The organism is Saccharothrix stipae, from assembly GCF_054781895.1.
Genome location: NZ_BAAGTN010000001.1, coordinates 739,732 through 759,423, shown reverse-complemented (window position 1 = coordinate 759,423; position 19,692 = coordinate 739,732). Strand labels below are relative to the sequence as shown.

11 protein-coding genes are annotated in these 19,692 nt (G+C 71.0%); 1 reads left to right on the top strand and 10 read right to left on the bottom strand.

Annotation, left to right across the window (positions count from 1 at the left end; all coding sequences use genetic code 11):
• Nucleotides 1-22: 22 nt before the first annotated feature.
• The 10 genes from ACYVLT_RS03135 to ACYVLT_RS03090 all read right to left on the bottom strand — a co-directional run bounded on the left by ACYVLT_RS03135 (nucleotide 23) and on the right by ACYVLT_RS03090 (nucleotide 16,460).
• Complete coding sequence (locus tag ACYVLT_RS03135) at nucleotides 23-2,062, bottom strand: cellulase family glycosylhydrolase (protein WP_461118533.1); 2,040 nt, start codon at nucleotides 2,060-2,062, stop codon at nucleotides 23-25.
• Nucleotides 2,063-2,097: 35 nt separating this feature from the next.
• Nucleotides 2,098-4,212, bottom strand: coding sequence for a beta-galactosidase (locus ACYVLT_RS03130; RefSeq protein ID WP_461118532.1), 2,115 nt, complete (start codon nucleotides 4,210-4,212; stop codon nucleotides 2,098-2,100).
• Nucleotides 4,213-4,307: 95 nt separating this feature from the next.
• On the bottom strand, nucleotides 4,308-6,035 hold the full coding sequence (locus ACYVLT_RS03125) for a cellulase family glycosylhydrolase (RefSeq protein ID WP_461118531.1): 1,728 nt from the start codon (nucleotides 6,033-6,035) through the stop codon (nucleotides 4,308-4,310).
• Nucleotides 6,036-6,099: 64 nt separating this feature from the next.
• A complete protein-coding gene (locus tag ACYVLT_RS03120; RefSeq protein ID WP_461118530.1) occupies nucleotides 6,100-7,599 on the bottom strand; it encodes a glycoside hydrolase family 43 protein in 1,500 nt (499 codons plus the stop codon).
• Between the two features lie 84 nt (nucleotides 7,600-7,683).
• Nucleotides 7,684-9,645 (bottom strand): beta-galactosidase, encoded by a 1,962-nt coding sequence (locus ACYVLT_RS03115; protein WP_461118529.1) that lies wholly within the window; start codon nucleotides 9,643-9,645, stop codon nucleotides 7,684-7,686.
• Nucleotides 9,642-11,672 (bottom strand): glycoside hydrolase family 31 protein, encoded by a 2,031-nt coding sequence (locus ACYVLT_RS03110; RefSeq protein ID WP_461118528.1) that lies wholly within the window; start codon nucleotides 11,670-11,672, stop codon nucleotides 9,642-9,644. Before ACYVLT_RS03110 ends, ACYVLT_RS03115 begins: the two co-directional genes overlap by 4 nt.
• A 78-nt stretch (nucleotides 11,673-11,750) precedes the next feature.
• Nucleotides 11,751-12,791, bottom strand: a complete 1,041-nt coding sequence (locus tag ACYVLT_RS03105; RefSeq protein ID WP_461118527.1) for a LacI family DNA-binding transcriptional regulator — start codon at nucleotides 12,789-12,791, stop codon at nucleotides 11,751-11,753.
• A 71-nt stretch (nucleotides 12,792-12,862) separates the two neighbouring features.
• A complete protein-coding gene (locus ACYVLT_RS03100; protein WP_461118526.1) occupies nucleotides 12,863-13,840 on the bottom strand; it encodes a carbohydrate ABC transporter permease in 978 nt (325 codons plus the stop codon).
• A complete protein-coding gene (locus tag ACYVLT_RS03095) occupies nucleotides 13,837-14,784 on the bottom strand; it encodes an ABC transporter permease (RefSeq protein WP_461118525.1) in 948 nt (315 codons plus the stop codon). The genes ACYVLT_RS03100 and ACYVLT_RS03095 overlap by 4 nt, the downstream gene beginning before the upstream one ends.
• Nucleotides 14,781-16,460: an ABC transporter substrate-binding protein gene (locus ACYVLT_RS03090; RefSeq protein ID WP_461118524.1), complete on the bottom strand. Its 1,680-nt coding sequence runs from the start codon at nucleotides 16,458-16,460 to the stop codon at nucleotides 14,781-14,783. The genes ACYVLT_RS03095 and ACYVLT_RS03090 overlap by 4 nt, the downstream gene beginning before the upstream one ends.
• Before the next feature lie 197 nt (nucleotides 16,461-16,657).
• Between ACYVLT_RS03090 and ACYVLT_RS03085 the strand changes: the two genes are divergently transcribed.
• Entirely contained in the window at nucleotides 16,658-19,504 is a 2,847-nt protein-coding gene (locus ACYVLT_RS03085; protein WP_461118523.1) for a glycoside hydrolase family 3 C-terminal domain-containing protein, read from the top strand.
• Nucleotides 19,505-19,692 lie beyond the last annotated feature (188 nt).

Below are 19,692 nucleotides of genomic sequence, written 5' to 3'. Positions count from 1 at the left end.
TCTGCTCGTCGACCCGGTCCGGTCAGGCCGTCGTACCGGTGACCGCCGTGCCCGACTTGGTGACGTAGTACGTCACCTTGTCGCCGCTCCAGTAGTGGAACGTCAGCGTCACCCGCGAGTCGTCCTTGACCGCGGCGAAGAACTCCGGCGTCAGGGTGGTGTGACCGTCGGTGTAGTTGGGCGTGAACGCCCGGTCGTACTCCTTGAAGGACGTCCAGTCGTGCGGGCCCGCGTTGGTGCCGTCGTCGTACTTGGCCTCCATCGTGGCGAGCAGGTCGCCGCGGAAGGCCGTCGGGATGACGAACGAGGCCGTCGTCCCGGTGGCGGCGGACAGCACCGGGGTGTCGTAGGTGATGACGTAGAACCGCCACGGCACACCGTGGGAGAACCGGGCCGTCAGCACCGCGTTCGTGCCGTAGCCCCGCGAGCCGCTCAGCCTCGTCAGCGCCGCGGCGGTCAGCGTCAGCCGGCTGCCCTCGATCGTGTAGTCCCGGCCGCGCGCCAGTTTCGTGTTGCCGTGGTACAGATCGGTGAACGACGTGCCGTTGAGGTTCAGCGCGATCGTCTTGGCGGTGATGGCGCTGGACTTCGAGTTGAAGACCTGGTCGGTGTAGGCCGTGCCGGAACGGGTCTTCCAGCTCGACTTGATCTGCGCGAACAGCTCCGGGTCGCTCCACTGGAACGAGGTGCGGTGGAGGTGCTGGCCGTTGTCCCACAACATCGTGGTGACCTTCTTGCTGCGCGCCTGGTGGCCGAAGTACTCGAAGAACTTCAGCTTCTCGCCCTGCTCGATGGTCCCGGTGTGCCGGTCGAAGCCGAGCAGGCCGTACTCACCGATGATCACCGGGATGCCGCGCGCGATGAAGCTGGTGGACACGCGGTCGAACGTGTCGGTGACGTCCTTCTGGACACCTTCGTCGAAGCGCGTGCCACCCGCGACGTTCACGCTGAACGGCCAGTAGCCGTAGTAGTGCACGGTCGCGATCAGGTTGGGGTCGTTGAACCCCTGGATCTGCTGCACCAGCGGGTCGACGTACACCTGCTCGGACGAGGTGTGCAGGGTCGGCAGGACCAGCAGGCGGGTGGCGTTGTTGCCGCCCGAGCGCCGCACGATGTCGTGGAACGACGCGTTCAGCTCGGCGTTGAGCTCCACCTCCTGGGGCTTGCCGGTGCTCCCGGTGAACTGCGGCTCGTTCCAGCTCTCGAACGTCAGCTTGGGCCCGAACTCGGTGAAGGCGCCCGCCAGCTGCGTCCAGATCTTGTTGAACCGGTCGAGCACGCCGGTGCGGTCGGTGGGCATGTTCCAGACCCACTGCCACGAGTCGTGGTGCAGGTTGATCATGACGTACAGGTCGCGCGCCAGCGCCCAGCGCACGACCTCCTTGACGCGGTTCAGGTACGCCGCCTCGATGGCGTGGTCCGGCCCCGGGCCGAGGTGGGCACTCCACGTGACGGGCAGGCGGACGCTCTTGAAGCCCTGCGCCTTCACGTTGTCCAGCAGGGCTTCGGTGATGCGCGGGTTGCCCCAGGACGTCTCGTCGCTGCCGGTCGAGTCCAGCGTGTTGCCGAGGTTCCACCCCGGCTGCATCGCCGCGGTGTGCTCCATCGCGCTGAGCTGCTTGCCACCGTGGACGCAGCCGACGCCGTTGAGCGAGAACGACAACGGCGCCGTGTTGGCGTCCGTCCAGGTGCCGGTGAAGCCGAAGCTCACCGTCTTGTTCGTCGCGACCTTGGCGTTGTAGCCGGCGTCCGCGGCGGTGACCTGGTGGTCGGACTCGGTCACCTTCGCGTTCCAGGCGTGGCCGACCTGCTGGCCGGACGGCCACTCCCAGCCCAGCTGCCAGCCGTCGACCGCGGCGCCGAGGTTGGTCACCGCGACGTCGGCGGTGAAGCCGCCTTCCCACTGGCCCGTCACCGAGTACGTGACGCGGCACCCGGCCTCCGCCGCGACGGCCTCGTTCGCCGTCACCGTGACCAGGCTCGCGGCCAGGGTCGCGACCCCGGCCGCCACGACACCCATCCGGCGACCGGCCGGTAGTGTCTTCCTGCGCAATCCGAACATGGGACTCCTCACTCTTTCAGCTGACGAAGAGGTTGTTACGGCCTGCGTGGCGCGTCGTCGCCCGCGGTGAAGATCCGCACATCGCACGCGTCGAGGCGCACGGGTCCGCCGGCGTCGACCGAGTCGCCGGACAGCACGTCGGTCAAGTCGTGCGGCGCCCGGACCTCGGTGGGCAGCGGGCTCCAGTTGTGGACCACGTGCACGCGGCGGCCGTCCGGTGACGTCCCGGTGGTCGCGGTGGCGGTGGCGGGCAGGTCGGCCCAGCCGCTGACGGGTACGGGCGCGAGCCAGGCCGCCAGGCTCCGGGCCAGGGCGCGCCCGGGCACGGTGCCCACGCTGGTGACGCGGCCGGCGCCGTGCCGGCGGGTGGTGACGGCGGGCCAGCGGCCGAAGTGCGGGTGCTCGTACTCGGCGAGCACGTCCGCGTCCACCGCGGTCAGGCCTTCCACCCACCGCGTCGCGGTCGCGTCGGCGCCGAGGTCGAGCGGGCTGCCCGGCGTGGCGCGGACCGGCAGCGGGGTGGCCAGGTTGCTGAACTCGTCGTACCACGCGCCCGCGGCCTCGACGAGCCGCGGCGGGGCGGTCTCGGGCCGTGCGCGCGCCTCGTGGTCCGCGTAGCCCGTGCGGGGGCCGAGGACCAGGTGGCCACCGGCGTGCGCGTAGGCGGCGAGCCAGTCGAGCGTCGCGTCGTCGGCCATGTACAGGCCGGCGGCGACCAGCACGGGGTGGCGTCGCACCGCGTCCTCGGGGGTCGAGCGCTGGAGCAGCTGGCGGGTGTGGATGATGCGCGCCTGTCGACCCGCCTCGAAGACGCCGCGGTAGAACGAGTCGAAGATGCGGTGGTACGAGGAGTGGTCCGGACCGCCGTCCGCGGTCGCCAGCGGCGGGTACTTCTGCATCAGCCACTTGTTCGGCATCGAGTAGACCAGTGCGATGTCGGCGTCCGGCTCGATCCCGGCCACCAGGGCGCCGGCGGTGTCGAACTCGGCGCCGAGGCGGGCGATCTCGGCGTAGACCCGGCCGGGACGGCCGCTGTGCGGCAGCACGCCGCCCCAGTGGGTCTCGGCGCCGAAGTGCAGCGTGTGCCAGTGCCAGTACTCCACCATCCGCGCGCCGCGCGAGACCAGCGCCCAGGCCGCCTGCCGCCACTGCCCGTCGTAGCCCGGCCGGTTGTCCGACGTGCCGCCGACCGCCTGCGCGTTGGTCTCGGTGATCAGGAACGGCTCCTGGCGCGACGAGAAGACGCGGTCCGCGTTCTCGTAGAGCGCCCACACGCCGGTGGTCTTCCAGTGCTGCTGCTCGTGGTCGTCGGGTGTGGGATCGGGCAGCACGAGGCCGTCCTGCATGTCGTAGTACGGGTTGCCCGCGGTGACGTCCAGCGCGTCGGTGAGCTCGTCGTCCTCGAAAGCCGGGTGGCCGTAGGAGATGCACGTGGTGATGAACTGGTCCGGGTTCGCGTACTCGCGCACGATGTCCGCCTGCCAGGCGACGAACTCGGTGGTCTGGCGGGCCTGGAACGCCCGCCACGCGACGTCGTACTGGGGCTGTGCGTTGTCGTCCGGTGTCCAGAGGTCGGCCCAGGTGGAGAGCCGGTGCGACCAGTAGACCAGGCCCCACTCCCGGTTGAGGTCCTCCACGGTGCCGTACCGCGCGCGCAGGTCGTCCACGAACCGCTGGAACAGGCCGTGGTTGTGCGGCAGCCGCAGACCCGGTTCGTTGTCCACCTGGAAGCCGACGACCGCCGGGTGCGAGGCGTGCCGGACGAGGATCCGGCGGGTCACGCGTTCGGCGTGGAAGCGGAAGGCGGGGTGGGTGAAGTCCACCTCCTGGCGGGCGCCCCAGCCCATCCGCTGCCCGGTGGCGTGCTCGGTCACGATCTCGGGGTACTGCCGGGACAGCCACGGCGGCACGGCGTACGTGGGCGTGCCGAGGACGACGGAGATGCCGCGTTCGTGGGCGCCGTCGAGCACGGGCGTCACCCAGTCGACGTCGAACCGCCCGTTCTCCGGTTCCCAGGTGGACCACACCGACTCGCCGACCCGGATGACGGTGAACCCCGCTCGCGCCATCAGGTCCAGGTCGGTCTTCAACCGGTCGTGGGGCTGGTACTCGTGGTAGTACGCGGCGCCGAACAGGATGCGCGGTGGCATGGATCGATCCATATCTCGTCAGCCTCCGAAAACCGTGTGTGTGGTGGAGGCGGCCGGGGCCACACCGGACCCCGGACCCCGGCCGCCGGCACCGGTCAGGACGTCGTGCCGGTCACCGAGGTGCCCGACTTGACCACGTGGTAGGTCAGCTTGACGCCGCTCCAGAAGTGGAACGTCAAGGTGACCGGTTCACCGTCGCGGACCGGCTCGAAGAACGCGGGCGGCAGGATGATGGCCTCGCCGGGGTAGTCCGGGCGGACGGTCGTGTAGAACTCCTGGAACGGGGTCCAGTTGGTCGGTCCGGCGGCCGAACCGTCCGCGTACTTGGACTCCATCGTCGCGAGCAGGTCGCCCTGGAACCGCGTCGGCACGGTGAGGGAGTTCGCGGTGCCGGTCGCGTCGGAGAGGGTCGGCGTGTCGTTCGTGATCACGTTGATCCGCCAGGGGATGCCGCGCGTGAACCTGGCCTCGATCGTCGAGTTGACGCCGTACGCCCGGTCGCCGACGAGCTTGGTCAGCGCGGTGGCGGTCAGCGTGAGCTGGTCGCCGGAGACGGTGTAGTCGCGGCCCTCGCGCAGCCTGGTGTCGCCGTGCCACAGGCCGCGCAGGCTCGTGCCGTTCAGGTTGAGCGTGAGCGTGGTGGCGGTGATCGGGGTGGACTTGGGCACGAACAGCAGGTCGGACGAGGCCGTGCCCGAGCGGGTGGTCCAGCCGGACTTCATCTGGGCGAAGACGTCCTGGTCGCGCCACTGGAGCGTGTGGCGGTTGATGAACGAGCCGGCGTCCCACAGGGCCGTGACGACCTTGCTCTTGCGGGCTTCGTGACCCACCGCCTCGAAGTACTTCAGCACCTCGCCGCGCTCGATGATGCCGGGACGGGTGTAGTCGTAGGAGAGCAGGGCGTATTCACCCAGGTAGACCGGGATGCCCTTGGCGGTGAAGGTGTCGCGCATCCGGGCGAACGCGTCGGTCATGTCCTTCTGGACGGTCTCGTCGAAGCGGGTGAAGCCCGCGATGTTCACGCTGAAGGGCCAGAAGCCGTAGAAGTGCACGGTGGCCATCAGGTTGGGGTCGTGCAGCGAGGCCATCGTGGCGGCCAGGTCGTCCATGAGCTTCTGGTCCGGCGTGCACACCTGCGTGGGCAGCACGAGCACCCGCGTGGCGTTCCGGCCGCCGGACTGTCGCACGATGCGGTGGAACGAGGTGTTCAACTCGTCCAGCAGCCGCACCTTCTGGGCGTCGTCGGCGTTGGTGAAGGTCGGTTCGTTGACGCTCTCGAACAGCAGCCTGCGCGACGAGTGCTTGAACGTGGTGGCGATCTGGGTCCAGGTCGAGTCGAACCGGGCGCGCACGTTGTCGTGGTCGGTGGGCATGGTCGCGATCCACTGCCACGAGTCGTGGTGCATGTTGAGCACGACGTAGAGGTTCTCCGCCAGGGCCCAGTCCACGACCTGCTTCACGCGGTTCGTCAAGGTGGCGTCGATGGTGTACGGAGCGGTGGTGGACTGGGAGTTGGACCAGGTCACCGGGATGCGGACGCTGCGGAAGCCCTGCGCTCGCAGGGTCTGGAACAGCTCCCTCGTGGCGGGCGGGTTGCCCCAGGCCGTCTCATCGGGGATGGCGTCGAGGCTGTTGCCCAGGTTCCACGAGGGCTGCATCGCGGCGGCGACGGCCATCGCGCCGCTCGGGACGCCGGAATCCGCCTCGGGCGCGGCGCCGGAGGCCGTGCCGGCGGCGAGGACCCCGGCGACGACCAGCGCCACCGGGATGCTCACCACCCGGCGGAGCCTGCCGCGCCAGGACTGCGGTCGGGTTCGATCCATGTCGGTCGCCTTTGCTGTCGGTGGAACCGGTTGCGGCAGGCGGAACACCCGCGCGGGACGCGGGTCAGCTGTCGAGCGGCTCATACTCGAACCAGTCGAAGTGGACGGCGCCGTCGGCGGCGTACAGGCCGATGACCCGGCCGGTGAAGCCACCGGCGACCTCGGTGGAGAGGTAGCGGCCGTCGAGGGTGGCCAGGGCGGTGAACGTCCCGTCCGGCTCGCCGATGCCGAAGGTGACGGTGTCGGGGCCGGTGCGGGCGTCCCGGAGGGTCTTCTCCTCCCGCACGTCCACACCCAGGACCAGGGGACCGGCGGGTACCGCCCGGGACGCCACCACGGTCTTCAGCGAGCCGACGCGGGCGACCACCCGCACCTCGTCGGCGGTCGCCTCGATCCCGTAGTGGTGCTCCTCGTCCAGCCGCACCGCGAGACCGCCCGTCCCGCCCGCGGCGTCCACCAGCGCGCGCACCCGGCACGACCGGTGCTGCTGGCGGCGGCCGACGAACACGACGTCGCGCTCGTCCAGGGACGCGCCGCGCGCGTGCAGGGTCAGCCACCCGGCGCGTTCCTTCGTCGTGCAGTGCCGTTCCTGGCGGTCGCGCAGCGAGATCCAGGCCGGCTGGAGCGCGGGGAGGTCGAAGTCGTCGCGACCCGGCGCGGGCGGCTGCGGCCGCAGCGGCCACGGCACGGTCGCCTCGGGCTCGAGCGGCCCGACCACCGGCCAGTCGTCCACCCAGGTCACGGGCGCGAGGAAGGTCTCGCGGCCCAGTACGTGCCAACCGGGCGTCCCGCCACCGGGCCGCACGCCGAGCAGCACCATCCACCAGGAACCGTCCGGTCCCTGCACGAGGTCGCCGTGCCCGGTGTTCTGGATCGGGTGGTCGGTGCTCCGGTGGGTCAGGACCGGGTTCGCCGGGCACGGCTCGAACGGTCCGTCGGGGGTGGTGGCGCGGGCGATCGAGACGCCGTGGCCGCGTTCGGTGCCGCCCTCGGCGATGAGCAGGTACCAGTGGTCGCCGACGCGGTACAGGTGCGGCGCTTCCGGGGCCTTCGCGCCGGGCCCTCCGGACCAGATCCGCCGAGGTGCGTCGAGCACCTGCCCGGTGTGCGGGTCGAGCCGGACCTGCGCCACCCCGGCGACCGTGCACCAGCAGGTGCCGTCGGAGTCCCACGCCAGGTCCGGGTCGATGCCGGGCACGTCGGGCAGCAGGATCGGGTCCGACCACGGTCCGGCGGGGTCGGTGGCGGTGACCAGGAGGTTGCCGTCACCGCTCACGTTGGTGGTGATCAGCCAGAACCGGCCGTCGTGGTGGCGCAGGGTCGGCGCGTAGACACCGCCGGACGACGGCGTGTCGAGCGGGAGGCGGAGCTGCTCGGGCCGGTCGAGCACGTTGCCGATCTGCGTCCAGTGCACCAGGTCCCGGCTGTGGAAGATCGGCACACCGGGGAAGTACTCGAAGCTGGAGCAGACGAGGTAGTAGTCGTCGCCGACCCGGCACACGCTCGGGTCGGGGTGGAAACCCGCGAGCACGGGGTTGGCGAACGTGCTGGGGTTCGGTGACATCCCAGGCCCTTTCGTGGTTGGGGGCGCGCTCCAGCGCACCGGTGCGGCACGGCGCACGGTGTGGTCGACGGGTTCGGCGTGGGGTCAGGGCATCCGGAGCACGGCGCAGCCGCCGGGTGGCAGCTCGGTCAGCGGCCCGCCGGTGAGCAGGTCGTGCGCGGCCCGGGGGATCGGGACGGTGTCACCACCGTGGTTGAGCAGGAAGCACCAGTCGCCGCGGGTGACGGCTTCGACGCCGGGCGGCCACTCGCGGACCACACCGACCTCCCGCAGCAGTCGGTCGACCAGCGCGGCGTAGTCGGCGGTGTCGAGGATCGTGGAGAGGTACCAGCCGTGGCCGGCACCGAAGGCGTGGCGGGTGAGCGCCGGGCGTCCGGCGAGCATCCCGTGGGTGTAGGCGGCGACCGCCTCGGCGCCGTCGAGGTCCAGGTACTCGCTCCACGCCGTGCCGTGCGTGCCGTCGGACAGCGCGATCCGCTCTTCCCGCCGCAACGGCCGCGGCTCCTCGACCCGGATGCCGAGAGCTTCGCGCAGCGCCGGGGCGGGGTAGCCGCCCAGGCGCGCCTGCGCCCGTTCGTCGACCGCGCCGCCGAAGTGCTGGACGAGCAGCGTGCCGCCGTCGGCGACGTAGCGGCCCAGGTTCGCCGCGCCCGCGTCGGACAGCAGGAAGAGGGCGGGGGCGAGGACGAGCCGGTACCGGCCCAGGTCGTGCTCCGGGTGGGCGAAGTCGGTCACCACGCCCGCGTCCCACAACGCCCGGTGCGCCCGCCGCAGCATCGAGTGGTAGTCGAGGTCCGGCGAGGGCAGGCCGTCCGCTTCCGACGCCCACCACGCCTCCGCGTCGTGCAGCACGGCCACCTCGGCGGTCACGGTCGACCCGGCCACCTCACCGAGCCGGGCGACGGCCTCGCCGACCGCCGTCACCTCCCGGAAGATCCGGCTGTCCGGCCCGGCGTGCGGCACCATCGCCGAGTGCCACGTCTCGGCGCCCGCCTTCGACTGGCGCCACTGGAAGAACAGGGCGCCCTCCGAGCCACGCGCGACGTGGGCGAGCGTGTGCCGCAGGATGTCGCCCGGCTCCTTCGGCAACACCCGGCCTTCGGCGTAGACGGTGTTCGTGCCCTGCTCCATCAGCAACCACGGCCGGCCGCCGCCGAACGAACGGGCGCGGTCCGCGCCGAACGCGGTGTCCGCCGCGGCGTCGAGGCCCGGCCGGTCCGGGTAGTGGTCGATGGTCACGACGTCCAGTTCGCGGCCGAACGCCCACAGGTCGAGGTTCTGGTAGCCGGGCAGCATCAGGTTGGTGGTCACCGGTAGGTCGCTGTGCGCGCGGATCGCGTCGCGCTGCTCCCGGTAGGCCGCGAGGGCCAGGTCGGACCAGAAGCGGCGGAAGTCCAGCGACTGACCGGGGTTGTGGTGCCACTGCGTGGCGCGTGGCGGCAGGACGTCGTCCCACGAGGTGTAGCGCTGGCTCCAGAACGCCGTGCCCCACGCCTCGTTCAACGCCTCCAGCGAGCCGTGCCGGTCGCGCAGCCAGGTGCGGAACGCGGCGGCGGTGTGGTCGCACCAGCAGACCGTGGCGTACTCGTTGTGCACGTGCCACAGCGCGACCGCGGGGTGCCGGGCGTAGCGCTCGGCCAGCGCGGCGGCGATGCGGCGGGCCGCGTCACGGTAGGCCGGTGCGGCGAGGCAGTAGGTGTCGCGGCTGCCGTGCACGAGCCGGACGCCGTCGGGGGTCACCGGCATCGCGTCCGGGTGCGCCCTGGTGAACCACGGGGGAGGTGATGCCGTGGGCGTGGCCAGGTCGACGGCGACGCCGCCCGCGTGCAGGCGGTCGAGGTGCGCGTCGAGCCAGGAGAAGTCGTAGCGGCCTTCCTCGGGCTCCAGCAGCGCCCAGGAGAACACGCCGACCGTGGCGAGGTTGACCCGCGCCCGGCGCATCAGCTCGTCGTCCTCGGCCCAGACCTCCTTGTCCCACTGCTCGGGGTTGTAGTCACCGCCGAACGCGAGACCGCCGAGCCGCTTGGTCAGGTCGTGTGCCGTCATGCCTGCTCCTCGTGCAGCGGCAGCCGTGCGTCGTCGCGCACGAACAGCGGGATGTGCTCGATCGGGGCGGCGACGGTGACCGTCCGCCCGCCCGTGTACTGCCGGTCCGTCCACGCGTCGGTCCACCGGGCTCCGGAGGGCAGGTGCACGGTGCGCTCCCGTGCCCCCGCGGCGGTGACGGGTGCGACCAGCAGGTCGGGGCCGAGCAGGAACGCGTCGTCGACCTCCCACGCCCGCTCGTCGTCGGGGAACTCCAGGAACAGCGGCCGCATCGGCGGCAGACCGGTCCGCGCGGCGGTGTGCATCTGCGCCATGACGTAGGGCCGCAGGCGTTCGCGCAGGCGGAGGTGGTCGACCAGGATCGGGTAGACCTCCTCGCCGTAGGACCAGACCTCGTTGGGCAGGCCCGTCATCGCCGGCTCCAGGACCTGTGAGGGACCGCGGAAGCCGTGCAGGCGGAACAACGGGCAGAACGTCCCGTACTGGAACCACCGCACCAGCACCTCGCGGTACGCGGGGTCGTCGGGGTCGCCGCCGTGGAAGCCGCCGATGTCCGTCGTCCACCACGGGATCCCCGACATCATCACGTTCAGGCCGGCCTTGATCTGCGCGCGCAGCGTGGTGAAGTCCGTGCCGATGTCGCCCGACCACAGCGCCGCGCCGTAGCGCTGCGCGCCCGCCCAGGAGGACCGGTTGAGCGAGATGATCTCCGTCTCGCCCGCCGCGCGCAGGCCGTCGTGGACCATGCGGGCGTTCTCGCGCGGGTACAGGTTGGCCACCTCCGGGCCCGGGCCCGCGTGGTAGCGCAGACCGGTCTGGTGGCCGGGCCTGAGCTCCGGCTCGGAGGCGTCGAGCCAGAAGACCGTGATGCCCAGCTCGTGGTAGCCGCGCCGGATGCGTTCCCACACGTAGTCGCGGGCCTCGGGGTTGGTGCTGTCGTAGAACGCCACCTGCGCCGAGTACGCGCCCAGGCCCTTGTCCGGCCAGTCGGCGTGGGCCACCGGCCCGTAGTCCGAGCCGATGAGCAGGCCCCGGTCCGACATCGGGTGGAAGTTCTCGCTCGCCGGGCCGACCGACGGCCAGACCGAGACCATGAGCTTGACGCCCAGCTCGTCCAGCTCGCGCACCATCCCGGCCGGGTCGGGCCACTCCCGCGGGTCGAAGCGCCACTCGCCGAGGTGCGTCCAGTGGAAGAAGTCGCACACGATCACCGACAGCGGCAGGCCGCGCCGCCGGTACTCGCGGGCGACCTCCAGCAGCTCCTCCTGGGTGCGGTAGCGCAGCTTGCACTGCCAGAAACCGGCCGCCCAGGCGGGCAGCTCCGGTGCGTGGCCGGTGGCGTCGGCGTAGCGGCGCAGCACGTCGGCGGGGGTGCCCGCGGTGACCCAGTAGTCGATCTGGCGGGCGCTGTCGGCCACCCACCGGGTGCCGGTCTCGGCCAGCTCCACCCGGCCGACGGCGGGCGAGTTCCACAGCAGGCCGTAACCGCGGTCGGACACCAGCAGCGGGATGGTCACCTCGCCGTTGCGCTGGACGAGGTCGACCACGGCGCCCTTCTGGTCGAACAGGCCGTGGGTGTGCTGGCCGAGGCCGAAGAGCCGTTCACCGGGGTAGGCGCGGAACCGCTGCTCCAGGCGGTGGTAGCCGTTGCCCGTCGGCGCCGCCGACCGCGGTCCCGGCCACCAGAAGTGGGCCGGTTGCTCGGCCAGCAGCTCCGCACCGTCCTCCGTGCGCAGGAACGTCAGCCGGCCCGCCGTCGCCGGCAGGTACGGGGTGACCGAGCCGTCGGTGTCGGCGTCGACCCGCACCGTCAGCGCCCCGTTGACCAGGGTCGCGTGGTGCTCGGCGAGGCTGATCTCCGGCTTGCCAACGGGCGGGGCGTCCAGCAGCGCACCGGGCAGGTCGTCCAGCACCGGTCCGCCGGAGGTGGCCCGGACCCGGACCGCGTCGGGCCCCCACGCCTCGATGCGCAAGGTCTCGCCGTTGGCCCGCCATTCGAGGGCGTTGCCGAGATCGCGGAAGTGCATGGGGGTGCTCCTGGCGGTGGTGAAGGTCGCCCGCGCCCGAAGCCGGTGCGGCGGACGAGGCAGAGCCGGTTGCAGGTGTCAGGGGGTGCTGGAGGTCCGGCTGCGGTGGGGTCCGGTGCTCTCCCGGACGGTCAGGACGGGTCGGAGCAGCACGAGCTCGTCGTCGGGCTGCTCGTCGCGTCCGGCGGCGGCGATCCGTTCCAGGACCTGCTCGACGGCGACCCGCCCGAGCTCCTGTGCCGGGCCGGTGACCGCCGTCAGCGCGGGTGCGTACTGCTCGGCGAGCAGCTCGGGGCACAGCGCGATCACCGAGGCGTCCTCGGGGACCGTCCGCCCGCTGATGCGCAGCAGGCTGAGCAGCGGGCCGATCGCGCCCTCGTTCTGCACCACGAACCCCGTGGTGTCCGGTCGGTCGGCGAGGATGCGGGCCAGCGTGCCGGCGGTGCTCTCGTACGTGCCCTCGCACGGCCGGTGCACGAAGCGCAGACCGCGTTCCCCGGCGCGTTCCCGGAAGCCGATCAGGGTCCGCTCGGCGTACCCGGCGTGCCGCTGGTACACACCCGAGCCGTACCCGACGAACGCGACCTCGCGGTGGCCCAGGTCGGCCAGGTGGTCGGCGCACAGCGCGCCCGCGGCCGCGAAGTCGTGGTCCACGCAGGACAACCCGCTCCGGTCGTCGGGCAGGCCGATGAGCGCGGCCTGCGTGCGCAGCTCACGCAGCACCGCGATGCGCTCGTCGTCCAACCCGACGTCCATCAGGATCACGCCGTCCGCCAGCCCGCTCAACGCGACCCGGCGGACGCCCTCCGGACCCTCGTCGTTGGTGATCAGCAGCACGTCGTAGCCGTGCTGGCGGGCCGTCATGGTGACCGAGATGGCGATCTGCATCATGATCGGCACGTAGACGTCGGCGCGCAGCGGCACCACCAGGGCGAGTATGTGCGAGCGCTTGGCCGCCAGCGCCCTGGCGCCCGCGTTGGGGTGGTAGCCGAGCTCGGCCACCGAACGCTCGACGCGGCGCCGGGTCTCCTCGGAGATCGAGCGCTTGCCGCTGAGCACGTAGCTGACCGTGCTGGCGGATACGCCCGCGTGCCTGGCCACATCGGCGAGTGTCACCATGCGTGATGCTCCTGCTCCCTCGTCGGTGTTCCGGGCCCGCTCCGGCGCCCGCGTGCGCCCAGTCTGCCGGTTCAGCCCTTGACCGCCCCGGTGAGCACGCCGACACGGAAGTGCTTCTGCATGAACGGGTAGACCAGCAGCAGCGGCACGATCGTCAGCACCACCACTGCCATCTGCAAGGACAGGGGCGCGGTCTGGGCGAACTGCGAGCCGAAGCCGGAGTTCACCGACCCCGGCATCCCGTTGCCCCGGTTGACGTAGGTCAGCAGCACGTACTGGAGCGGCCACTTCGCGCTGTCGGTCGGCATGTAGAGCATCACGTTGAAGAACGAGTTCCAGTAGCCGACGCCGTAGAACAGGGCGACGACCGCGGTCACCGCCCGGGACGTCGGCAGCACGATCGTCCACAGGATCCGCCAGTCACCGGCGCCGTCGATCCGCGCCGCCTCGATCAGGTCGGCCGAGGTGCTCGAGTAGAACGCCCGCAGCACCAGGATGTTGAACACCGAGACCGCGCCGGGCAGGATCAGCGCCCAGTACTGCCCGTAGCCGCCGAGTTCGGTGACGACCAGGAAGGTCGGGATCAGGCCGCCGCTGAGGAACATCGTGAGGATCAGCACGACCAGGATGAAGCGGTGGGCCACCGAGCCGGACCGGGACAGGCCGTAGGCGCACAGGATCGACACGACCATGGAGATCGCCGTGCCGACCGCCGTGATGCCGAGGCTGACCAGCAGCGCGTTGCGCACCGTGGGGTCGCCGAGCATCACGCGGTACGCCTCGAAGGTCACGTCGGTCGGCCACAGCACCAGGCCACCCGCGCGGTTGACCGCCGCCTGGGTGGACAGGCTGGTCACCACGATGATCCACAACGGGACCAGGACGACCGCCACGACCACGCCGAGGGTCAGGCCCTTGGCGGTCTGACCGGCCGCGGTCGGCGGCTCCTCCCAGATCGGGCGCTTGGAGCCCTTGCGACGTCGAACGGGCGCCCGGCCGGTCACGTCGCGCTTGTCCTTGGTGCGGTCGATCGTCAGCGTCTCGGTCATTTCCGGTACAACCCGTCTTCGCCGAAGGCGTGCGCCAGCTTGTTCGCGCCCCAGATGAGCAGCAGTGAGATGACGCTCTTGAACAACCCGGCCGCCGCGCCGTAGCTGTAGTTGTTGGTGGCGATGCCGTAGTAGAACGCGAAGGTGTCGAGCACGTCGGCCGCTTCGTGGCCGACCGCGTCCCGCTGGATGAGGAACTGCTCGAAACCGACGCTGAGCGCGTTGCCCAGGCGCAGCACCAGCATGAGCATGATGACGCCCATCATGCCGGGCAGGGTGATGTGCCACAGCCGCCGCCACCGGCCGGCCCCGTCCACCGCGGACGACTCGTACAGGTCGGTGTTGATGGCGGCGAGTGCGGCCAGGAACACGATGATCGACCAGCCGGCTTCCTTCCAGATCGCCTGTGAGGTGATCAGCAGCACGAACGTGTCCGGGTCGGTCATGATGTCCCAGGTGCTGATGTCGTTGCTGCGCAGGAACTGGTTGAGCAGCCCCGCACCGCCGAACATCTGCTGGAAGATCGTGATCGCGAGCACCCACGAGAAGAAGTGCGGCAGGTAGGCGATGGACTGGATGAGGTTGCGCAAACGCTCGCTGAGCACCGAGTTCAACAGCAGGGCCAGCGCGATGGGGATCGGGAAGAACAGGATCAGCTGCACGAAGCTGAGGTACAGCGTGTTCGTCAGCGACCCCCAGAACAGCGAGTCACCGAACAGGGCCTCGAACTGGGCGAGGCCCACCCACTCGCTGTTCCACACCCCCACCAGCGGGTTGTAGTCCTGGAACGCGGTCAGCAGCCCGAACAGCGGCACGTAGTTGAAGACCAGGAGCAGGGCCACGCTGGGCACGGTCATCAACAACAGCGACCGGTCCCGCCGCAGCCTGACCCGCAGGCTCAGCTTGTTCCTCCGTGCGGGCGGCTCCGTGTCGACGGAGCTCATTGCCCGGTCCCGAACTTCTGGAGGACGTTCTCGTCCATCCACTGGACCATCTTGTCGCCGCCGCCGCTGGACTTCCAGGTGGTGATCGCCTCCTTCACCTCGGCGACGGTCTTCTTGCCGTGGTAGCAGTCCTTGATCGCGTCCTCGACGGCCTGCGCGGCGTCGGCGGTGGCCATCGAACGGGGCAGGCTGATGTTCATGTTCCAGAACACCGGCTTGTGCAGGTACTTGACGTTCGCGGCCTGCCAGGCGGTGTAGTCCTTGGTGACGACGTCCGAGCCGGGGTTGCTGATCACCGAGGCCGGCGAGGCCAGGAACGGGAAGGTCTGCGGCTGGACGTTCTTCTTGCCCTCCTCGGTGGCGGTCGGGACGCCGTTGACCATCGTGTGGTGGACGCCTTCGACGCCGAAGTTGATCAGCGTGTACTCCGCCGATCCGTACGGCGCGGCCAGGTAGTCGGCGACCGCCAGCAACTCCTCGATCTGCTCGGGCTTCAGGTTGCTGTTGAGGTAGCTGAGGATGCGGGAGGAGGCACCGATCTCGATGCGCGGCTCGCCCTTGCCGTCCGCGGTGAAGAAGTCGAAGGCGCCCTTGCGGAAGTTCGGGTTGGCGGCCGTGCCGGACTGGTGGTCGGAGGCGTTCCACCCGCCGGAGCCGCCGCCCGCGATCAGCACCTTCCCGGAGTAGAAGCGCACGTTGCCGTCGGCGTTGTTGCCGGCCAGCGCGTCCGGGTGGACGTAACCCCCGGTCGCGAGCTTGTGGTGCCACTCCAGGGCTTCCAGCAGTTCCGGCATGTCGTACTTGTGGACCAGCTTGCCGTCCTTCACGGTCCACTTGAGGGGCACGCCCCAGGACGGGAACATGTAGGTCCACACGTCGTCGAACGCCCACACGCCGCCCTTGGCGTCGGTCAGCTCCTTGCCCAGGTTCATCAGGTCGTCGGCCGACTTCACCTGGTCCGCGGTGATGCCCCTGGCCTCCAGGAGGTCGCGGCGGAAGGACACGTTGCCGGCGACCACGAACCCGCTGGAGAACGACGGGATGCCGTAGATCTTGTCGCCCCAGGCGCCGGCCTGCCAGGCGCCCGTGGGGATGGCCGCGAGGTTGGGGTACTTCTTGATCTTGTCGCCGGCCAGGTAGGGCGTCAGGTCCGCGAGCTGCGACCCGGCCAGCTCACCGACGTTGAAGTTGGCGTTCCACCAGCTCGGCAGCTGGATCCAGTCGGGCAGCCGCTTGGCGGCGGTCATCGTGGGGATGATCGTGGCGTAGTTGTTGCCGTCGGCCGGCTTCATCTCCAGCGTGACGCCCAGCGCCTGGTTCATGGCCTGGTAGAACGAGTTGTCGGCGGGCGGGATCGTGCCCCACAGCGGCGTGACGGTCGTGTACTTGCCGCCCTTGCCCGGGATGCCGGACACCGTGGTGACCGGGTTCGACGGGTAGGTGAGGAAGCCGGGGTCGGTCAGGACGTCCGCGCCACCGGCGACGGAGGGGATGTCTGCCTTGATCGCGCTGCTCGGCACGTAGTTCGGCAGCGCGGACTTGAGGGCGTCGCTGTTCGCGCCGGTCTTCTGCTGAGCGCCGCCGCCGCAGGCGGACAGCAGGCCACCCGTGGCCGCGAGTCCCGCGACCGAGGCCGTGACGCTCAGGAACCTCCTGCGATTCAGCTCAATCCCCATGACAGGGCCCACCCTTCTTCGTTGAAAGCGGAGTGTCGAAGCGCTTGACGATGTCGGGAGAGTAATCATGTGACGTGGCGCACGGCAAGGGTAAGTTCCCGGTAAATCCCGAGCTTGGCCGGACTGATTGACAGCTCTGCCAGCCGCGTGTCAGCGTTGAAGCGCTTCACCTGGACTGACTCAAGGGGTTGTGCCGCGTGAGTTCCTCATCCCTGTCCGCTACCGAGCGGCTGCCGTTCCACGACTCCGAGCTCGACGTGCGCAAGCGCGTCGATGATCTACTCGGTCGGTTGACGCTCGACGAGCGGATCGCGATGCTGCACCAGCACGCGCCGGCCGTGCCGCGGTTGGGCATCGGCCCCTTCCGCACCGGCAGCGAGGCCCTGCACGGCGTGGCGTGGCTCGGCGTGGCCACGGCGTTCCCGCAGGCGGTGGGTCTGGGCGCGACCTGGGACGAGGACCTGGTGCACCGCGTGGCCGAGGCGACCGCGATCGAACTGCGCGCGTTCCACCGGCACCGCCCACCGACCGACGGCGACGCCCCGACGAGCCTCCAGGCGTGGGCACCGGTGGTGAACCTGCTGCGCGACCCGCGCTGGGGGCGCAACGAGGAGAGCTACTCCGAGGACCCGCTGCACACCGCGCGACTGGCGGAGGCGTTCTGCCGCGGCATGGCGGGCGACGACCCGCGGTTCCTGCGCGCCGCCCCCGTGCTCAAGCACTTCCTGGCCTACAACAACGAGGACGACCGCTGCACCACGTCGTCCGGCGTGCGCCCACGCGTGCTGCACGAGTACGACCTGGCGGCGTTCCGGCCCGTGGTGGCGTCCGGCGCGGCGACCGGCGTCATGGCCGCCTACAACCTGGTCAACGGGCGTCCCTGCCACGTCAGCCCGCTGATCGAGGACGAGCTGCGCCGCTGGGCCGAGCCGACCGGGCACGAGCCGTTCGTGGTCAGCGACGCGGAGGCGCCGTCCAACCTGGTGGACCTGGAGCACTACTTCGACGACCACGTGCAGTCCCACGCCGCCGCGCTCAAGGCGGGCATCGACAGCTTCACCGACCACGGCCTGGACAGCGACGTGACGATCGGGCGGCTGCGCGAGGCGCTGGAACGCGGCCTGATCGACGAGGCCGACGTCGACCGCGCGGTGCGCCGGCAGCTGGCGCTGCGGTTCCGCCTCGGCGAGTTCGACCCGGACCTCGACCCGTACGCCGCGATCGGTCCGGACGTGATCGACCACCCGCGGCACCGGGTGCTGGCCGCACGTGCGGCCACCGAGTCCGTGGTGCTGCTGAAGAACGACGGGCTGCTGCCGCTCGACCGGGCCGCGGCGCCCCGCGTCGCGGTGATCGGCCCGCTCGCGGACGTGCTGCACGAGGACTGGTACAGCGGCACCATGCCGTACCAGGTCACCGTCGCCGCCGGGCTCGAAGAGGCGGTCGGCGGGGTGGTCCGCGTGTCGGGTGAGGACCGCATCGCGCTGCGGTCCCGCACCACCGGCCTGCTCCTCGGTGACACCGCGTTCGACGTCGTCGAGTGGGGCGACGACGTGGTGACCCTGCGGTCCGCCGACACCGGTCGCCACCTCGGCGCCAAGTACGGCACGCTGGTCATCGAGGAAGAGCGCGTCAAGAGCTGGGACGTGCACGAGACGTTCCGGCTGGAGCCCGTCGCGGACGACGGCGACGTGGTGCTGCTGCGCAACGTCCTCACCGGCCGTTACGCCGCGGTCGACCAGGCCGACGGCCGGGTCGCCGTCACGGCCGAGACGCCCGAGGCCGCCGAGCGCTGGACGCGGGAGCTCGTGCGCGACGGCGTGGCGGAGGCCCGTGCCGTCGCGGCCGCCGCCGACGTCGCGGTCGTCGTCCTGGGCAACCACCCGTTGATCAACGGTCGCGAGACCCAGGACCGCACCGGCACCGCGCTGCCCGCCATGCAGGAGGCGCTGCTCCGCGCCGTCGCCGAGGTCCGGCCGGCCACCGTCCTCGTGGTGACGAGCAGCTACCCCTACGCCGTGGACTGGGCCGACGAGCACCTGCCCGCCGTGGTGTGGACCTCCCACGGCGGGCAGGAGACAGGTCGTGCGCTCGCCGCCGTGCTGCTCGGCGAGGCCGACCCGGCCGGCCGGCTGCCGCAGACGTGGTACCGCGGCGACGACGACCTGCCCCACCCGCTCGACTACGACATCATCAAGGCGGGGTGGACCTACCAGTACCACCGGACCGCACCGCTGTACCCGTTCGGCCACGGCTTGTCCTACACCGACTTCGCCTATCGCGACCTGGGGTTGTCGTCGGAGGTCGTGCCGCAGGACGGCGCGCTCGACGTCTCGGTGACGGTGGCGAACACGGGCGCGCGGCCCGGCAGCGAGGTGGTCCAGGTCTACGCGCGGGCGTTGGGCGCCGGTTACGAGGCGCCCCGGCTGCGCCTGGTCGACTTCCGCAAGGTCCGCGTCGGCGCGGGGGAGAGCGAGGCGCTGACCTTCCGGCTGCCCGTCGAGCGGCTCGCCCACTGGGACGTGGCCCGCGGTGCGTTCACCGTCGAGCCGGGCGACTACGAGATCGTCGTCGCCCGTTCCGCCGAGGACCACGTCCTCGTCGCACCGCTGACCGTCACCGGCCACAAGCCCGCGCCGCGCGCGGTGGTCGACCGGCACACCCGTGCCGTCGACTTCGACGACTACGCGGAGCTCGTGCTCGTCGACGCCACCAAGGTCACCGGTGACGCGGTCGCCCCGGCGGACCCGGCGCGACCCGCGAGCGTGCTGTTCCGCGCCGCCGACCTGACCGGCGCGGTCGGCGTCGAGGTCGAGGTGGCGCGGGCGGAGGGCTCGGGGCAGGCGAGGCTGGCGTTCCACCTGGCCGACCGGTCGCTGGGGGTGGTCGACGTACCGGTGACGGGCGACCGCTACGCGTGGACGACCGCCGACACCCGGTTCGATGAGCGGTTGGACGGCGTCCACGACCTGTGGCTGACCCTGCACGGCGACTTCCGACTCGCCTCGTTCCGCCTGGTGTCGTCTCACCCGGATGTCGAGTGACAAGCCCAGGCCCGGAGTCCTGACGCGCGGCTCGGTGGCGACACCGAGCCGCGTCTGATCTGGATTTCGGAAGACGAGCGGGAACGCGGGCGCGTCCGGGCGCGGAGCCGATCAAGAGCAAGCTGGTTCGCCCAGGTCGTGACTGCGCGGCGACTCAGGTGTTCCCGTGCGCCGGAGAGGGGTGTGCA

Bases quoted from the DNA above. Each gene is read 5' to 3' on its own strand.
- ACYVLT_RS03135 (WP_461118533.1), bottom strand. From the start codon at position 2,062: ATGTTCGGATTGCGCAGGAAGACACTACCGGCCGGTCGCCGGATGGGT.
- ACYVLT_RS03130 (WP_461118532.1), bottom strand. From the start codon at position 4,212: ATGCCACCGCGCATCCTGTTCGGCGCCGCGTACTACCACGAGTACCAG.
- ACYVLT_RS03125 (WP_461118531.1), bottom strand. From the start codon at position 6,035: ATGGATCGAACCCGACCGCAGTCCTGGCGCGGCAGGCTCCGCCGGGTG.
- ACYVLT_RS03120 (WP_461118530.1), bottom strand. From the start codon at position 7,599: ATGTCACCGAACCCCAGCACGTTCGCCAACCCCGTGCTCGCGGGTTTC.
- ACYVLT_RS03115 (WP_461118529.1), bottom strand. From the start codon at position 9,645: ATGACGGCACACGACCTGACCAAGCGGCTCGGCGGTCTCGCGTTCGGC.
- ACYVLT_RS03110 (WP_461118528.1), bottom strand. From the start codon at position 11,672: ATGCACTTCCGCGATCTCGGCAACGCCCTCGAATGGCGGGCCAACGGC.
- ACYVLT_RS03105 (WP_461118527.1), bottom strand. From the start codon at position 12,791: ATGGTGACACTCGCCGATGTGGCCAGGCACGCGGGCGTATCCGCCAGC.
- ACYVLT_RS03100 (WP_461118526.1), bottom strand. From the start codon at position 13,840: ATGACCGAGACGCTGACGATCGACCGCACCAAGGACAAGCGCGACGTG.
- ACYVLT_RS03095 (WP_461118525.1), bottom strand. From the start codon at position 14,784: ATGAGCTCCGTCGACACGGAGCCGCCCGCACGGAGGAACAAGCTGAGC.
- ACYVLT_RS03090 (WP_461118524.1), bottom strand. From the start codon at position 16,460: ATGGGGATTGAGCTGAATCGCAGGAGGTTCCTGAGCGTCACGGCCTCG.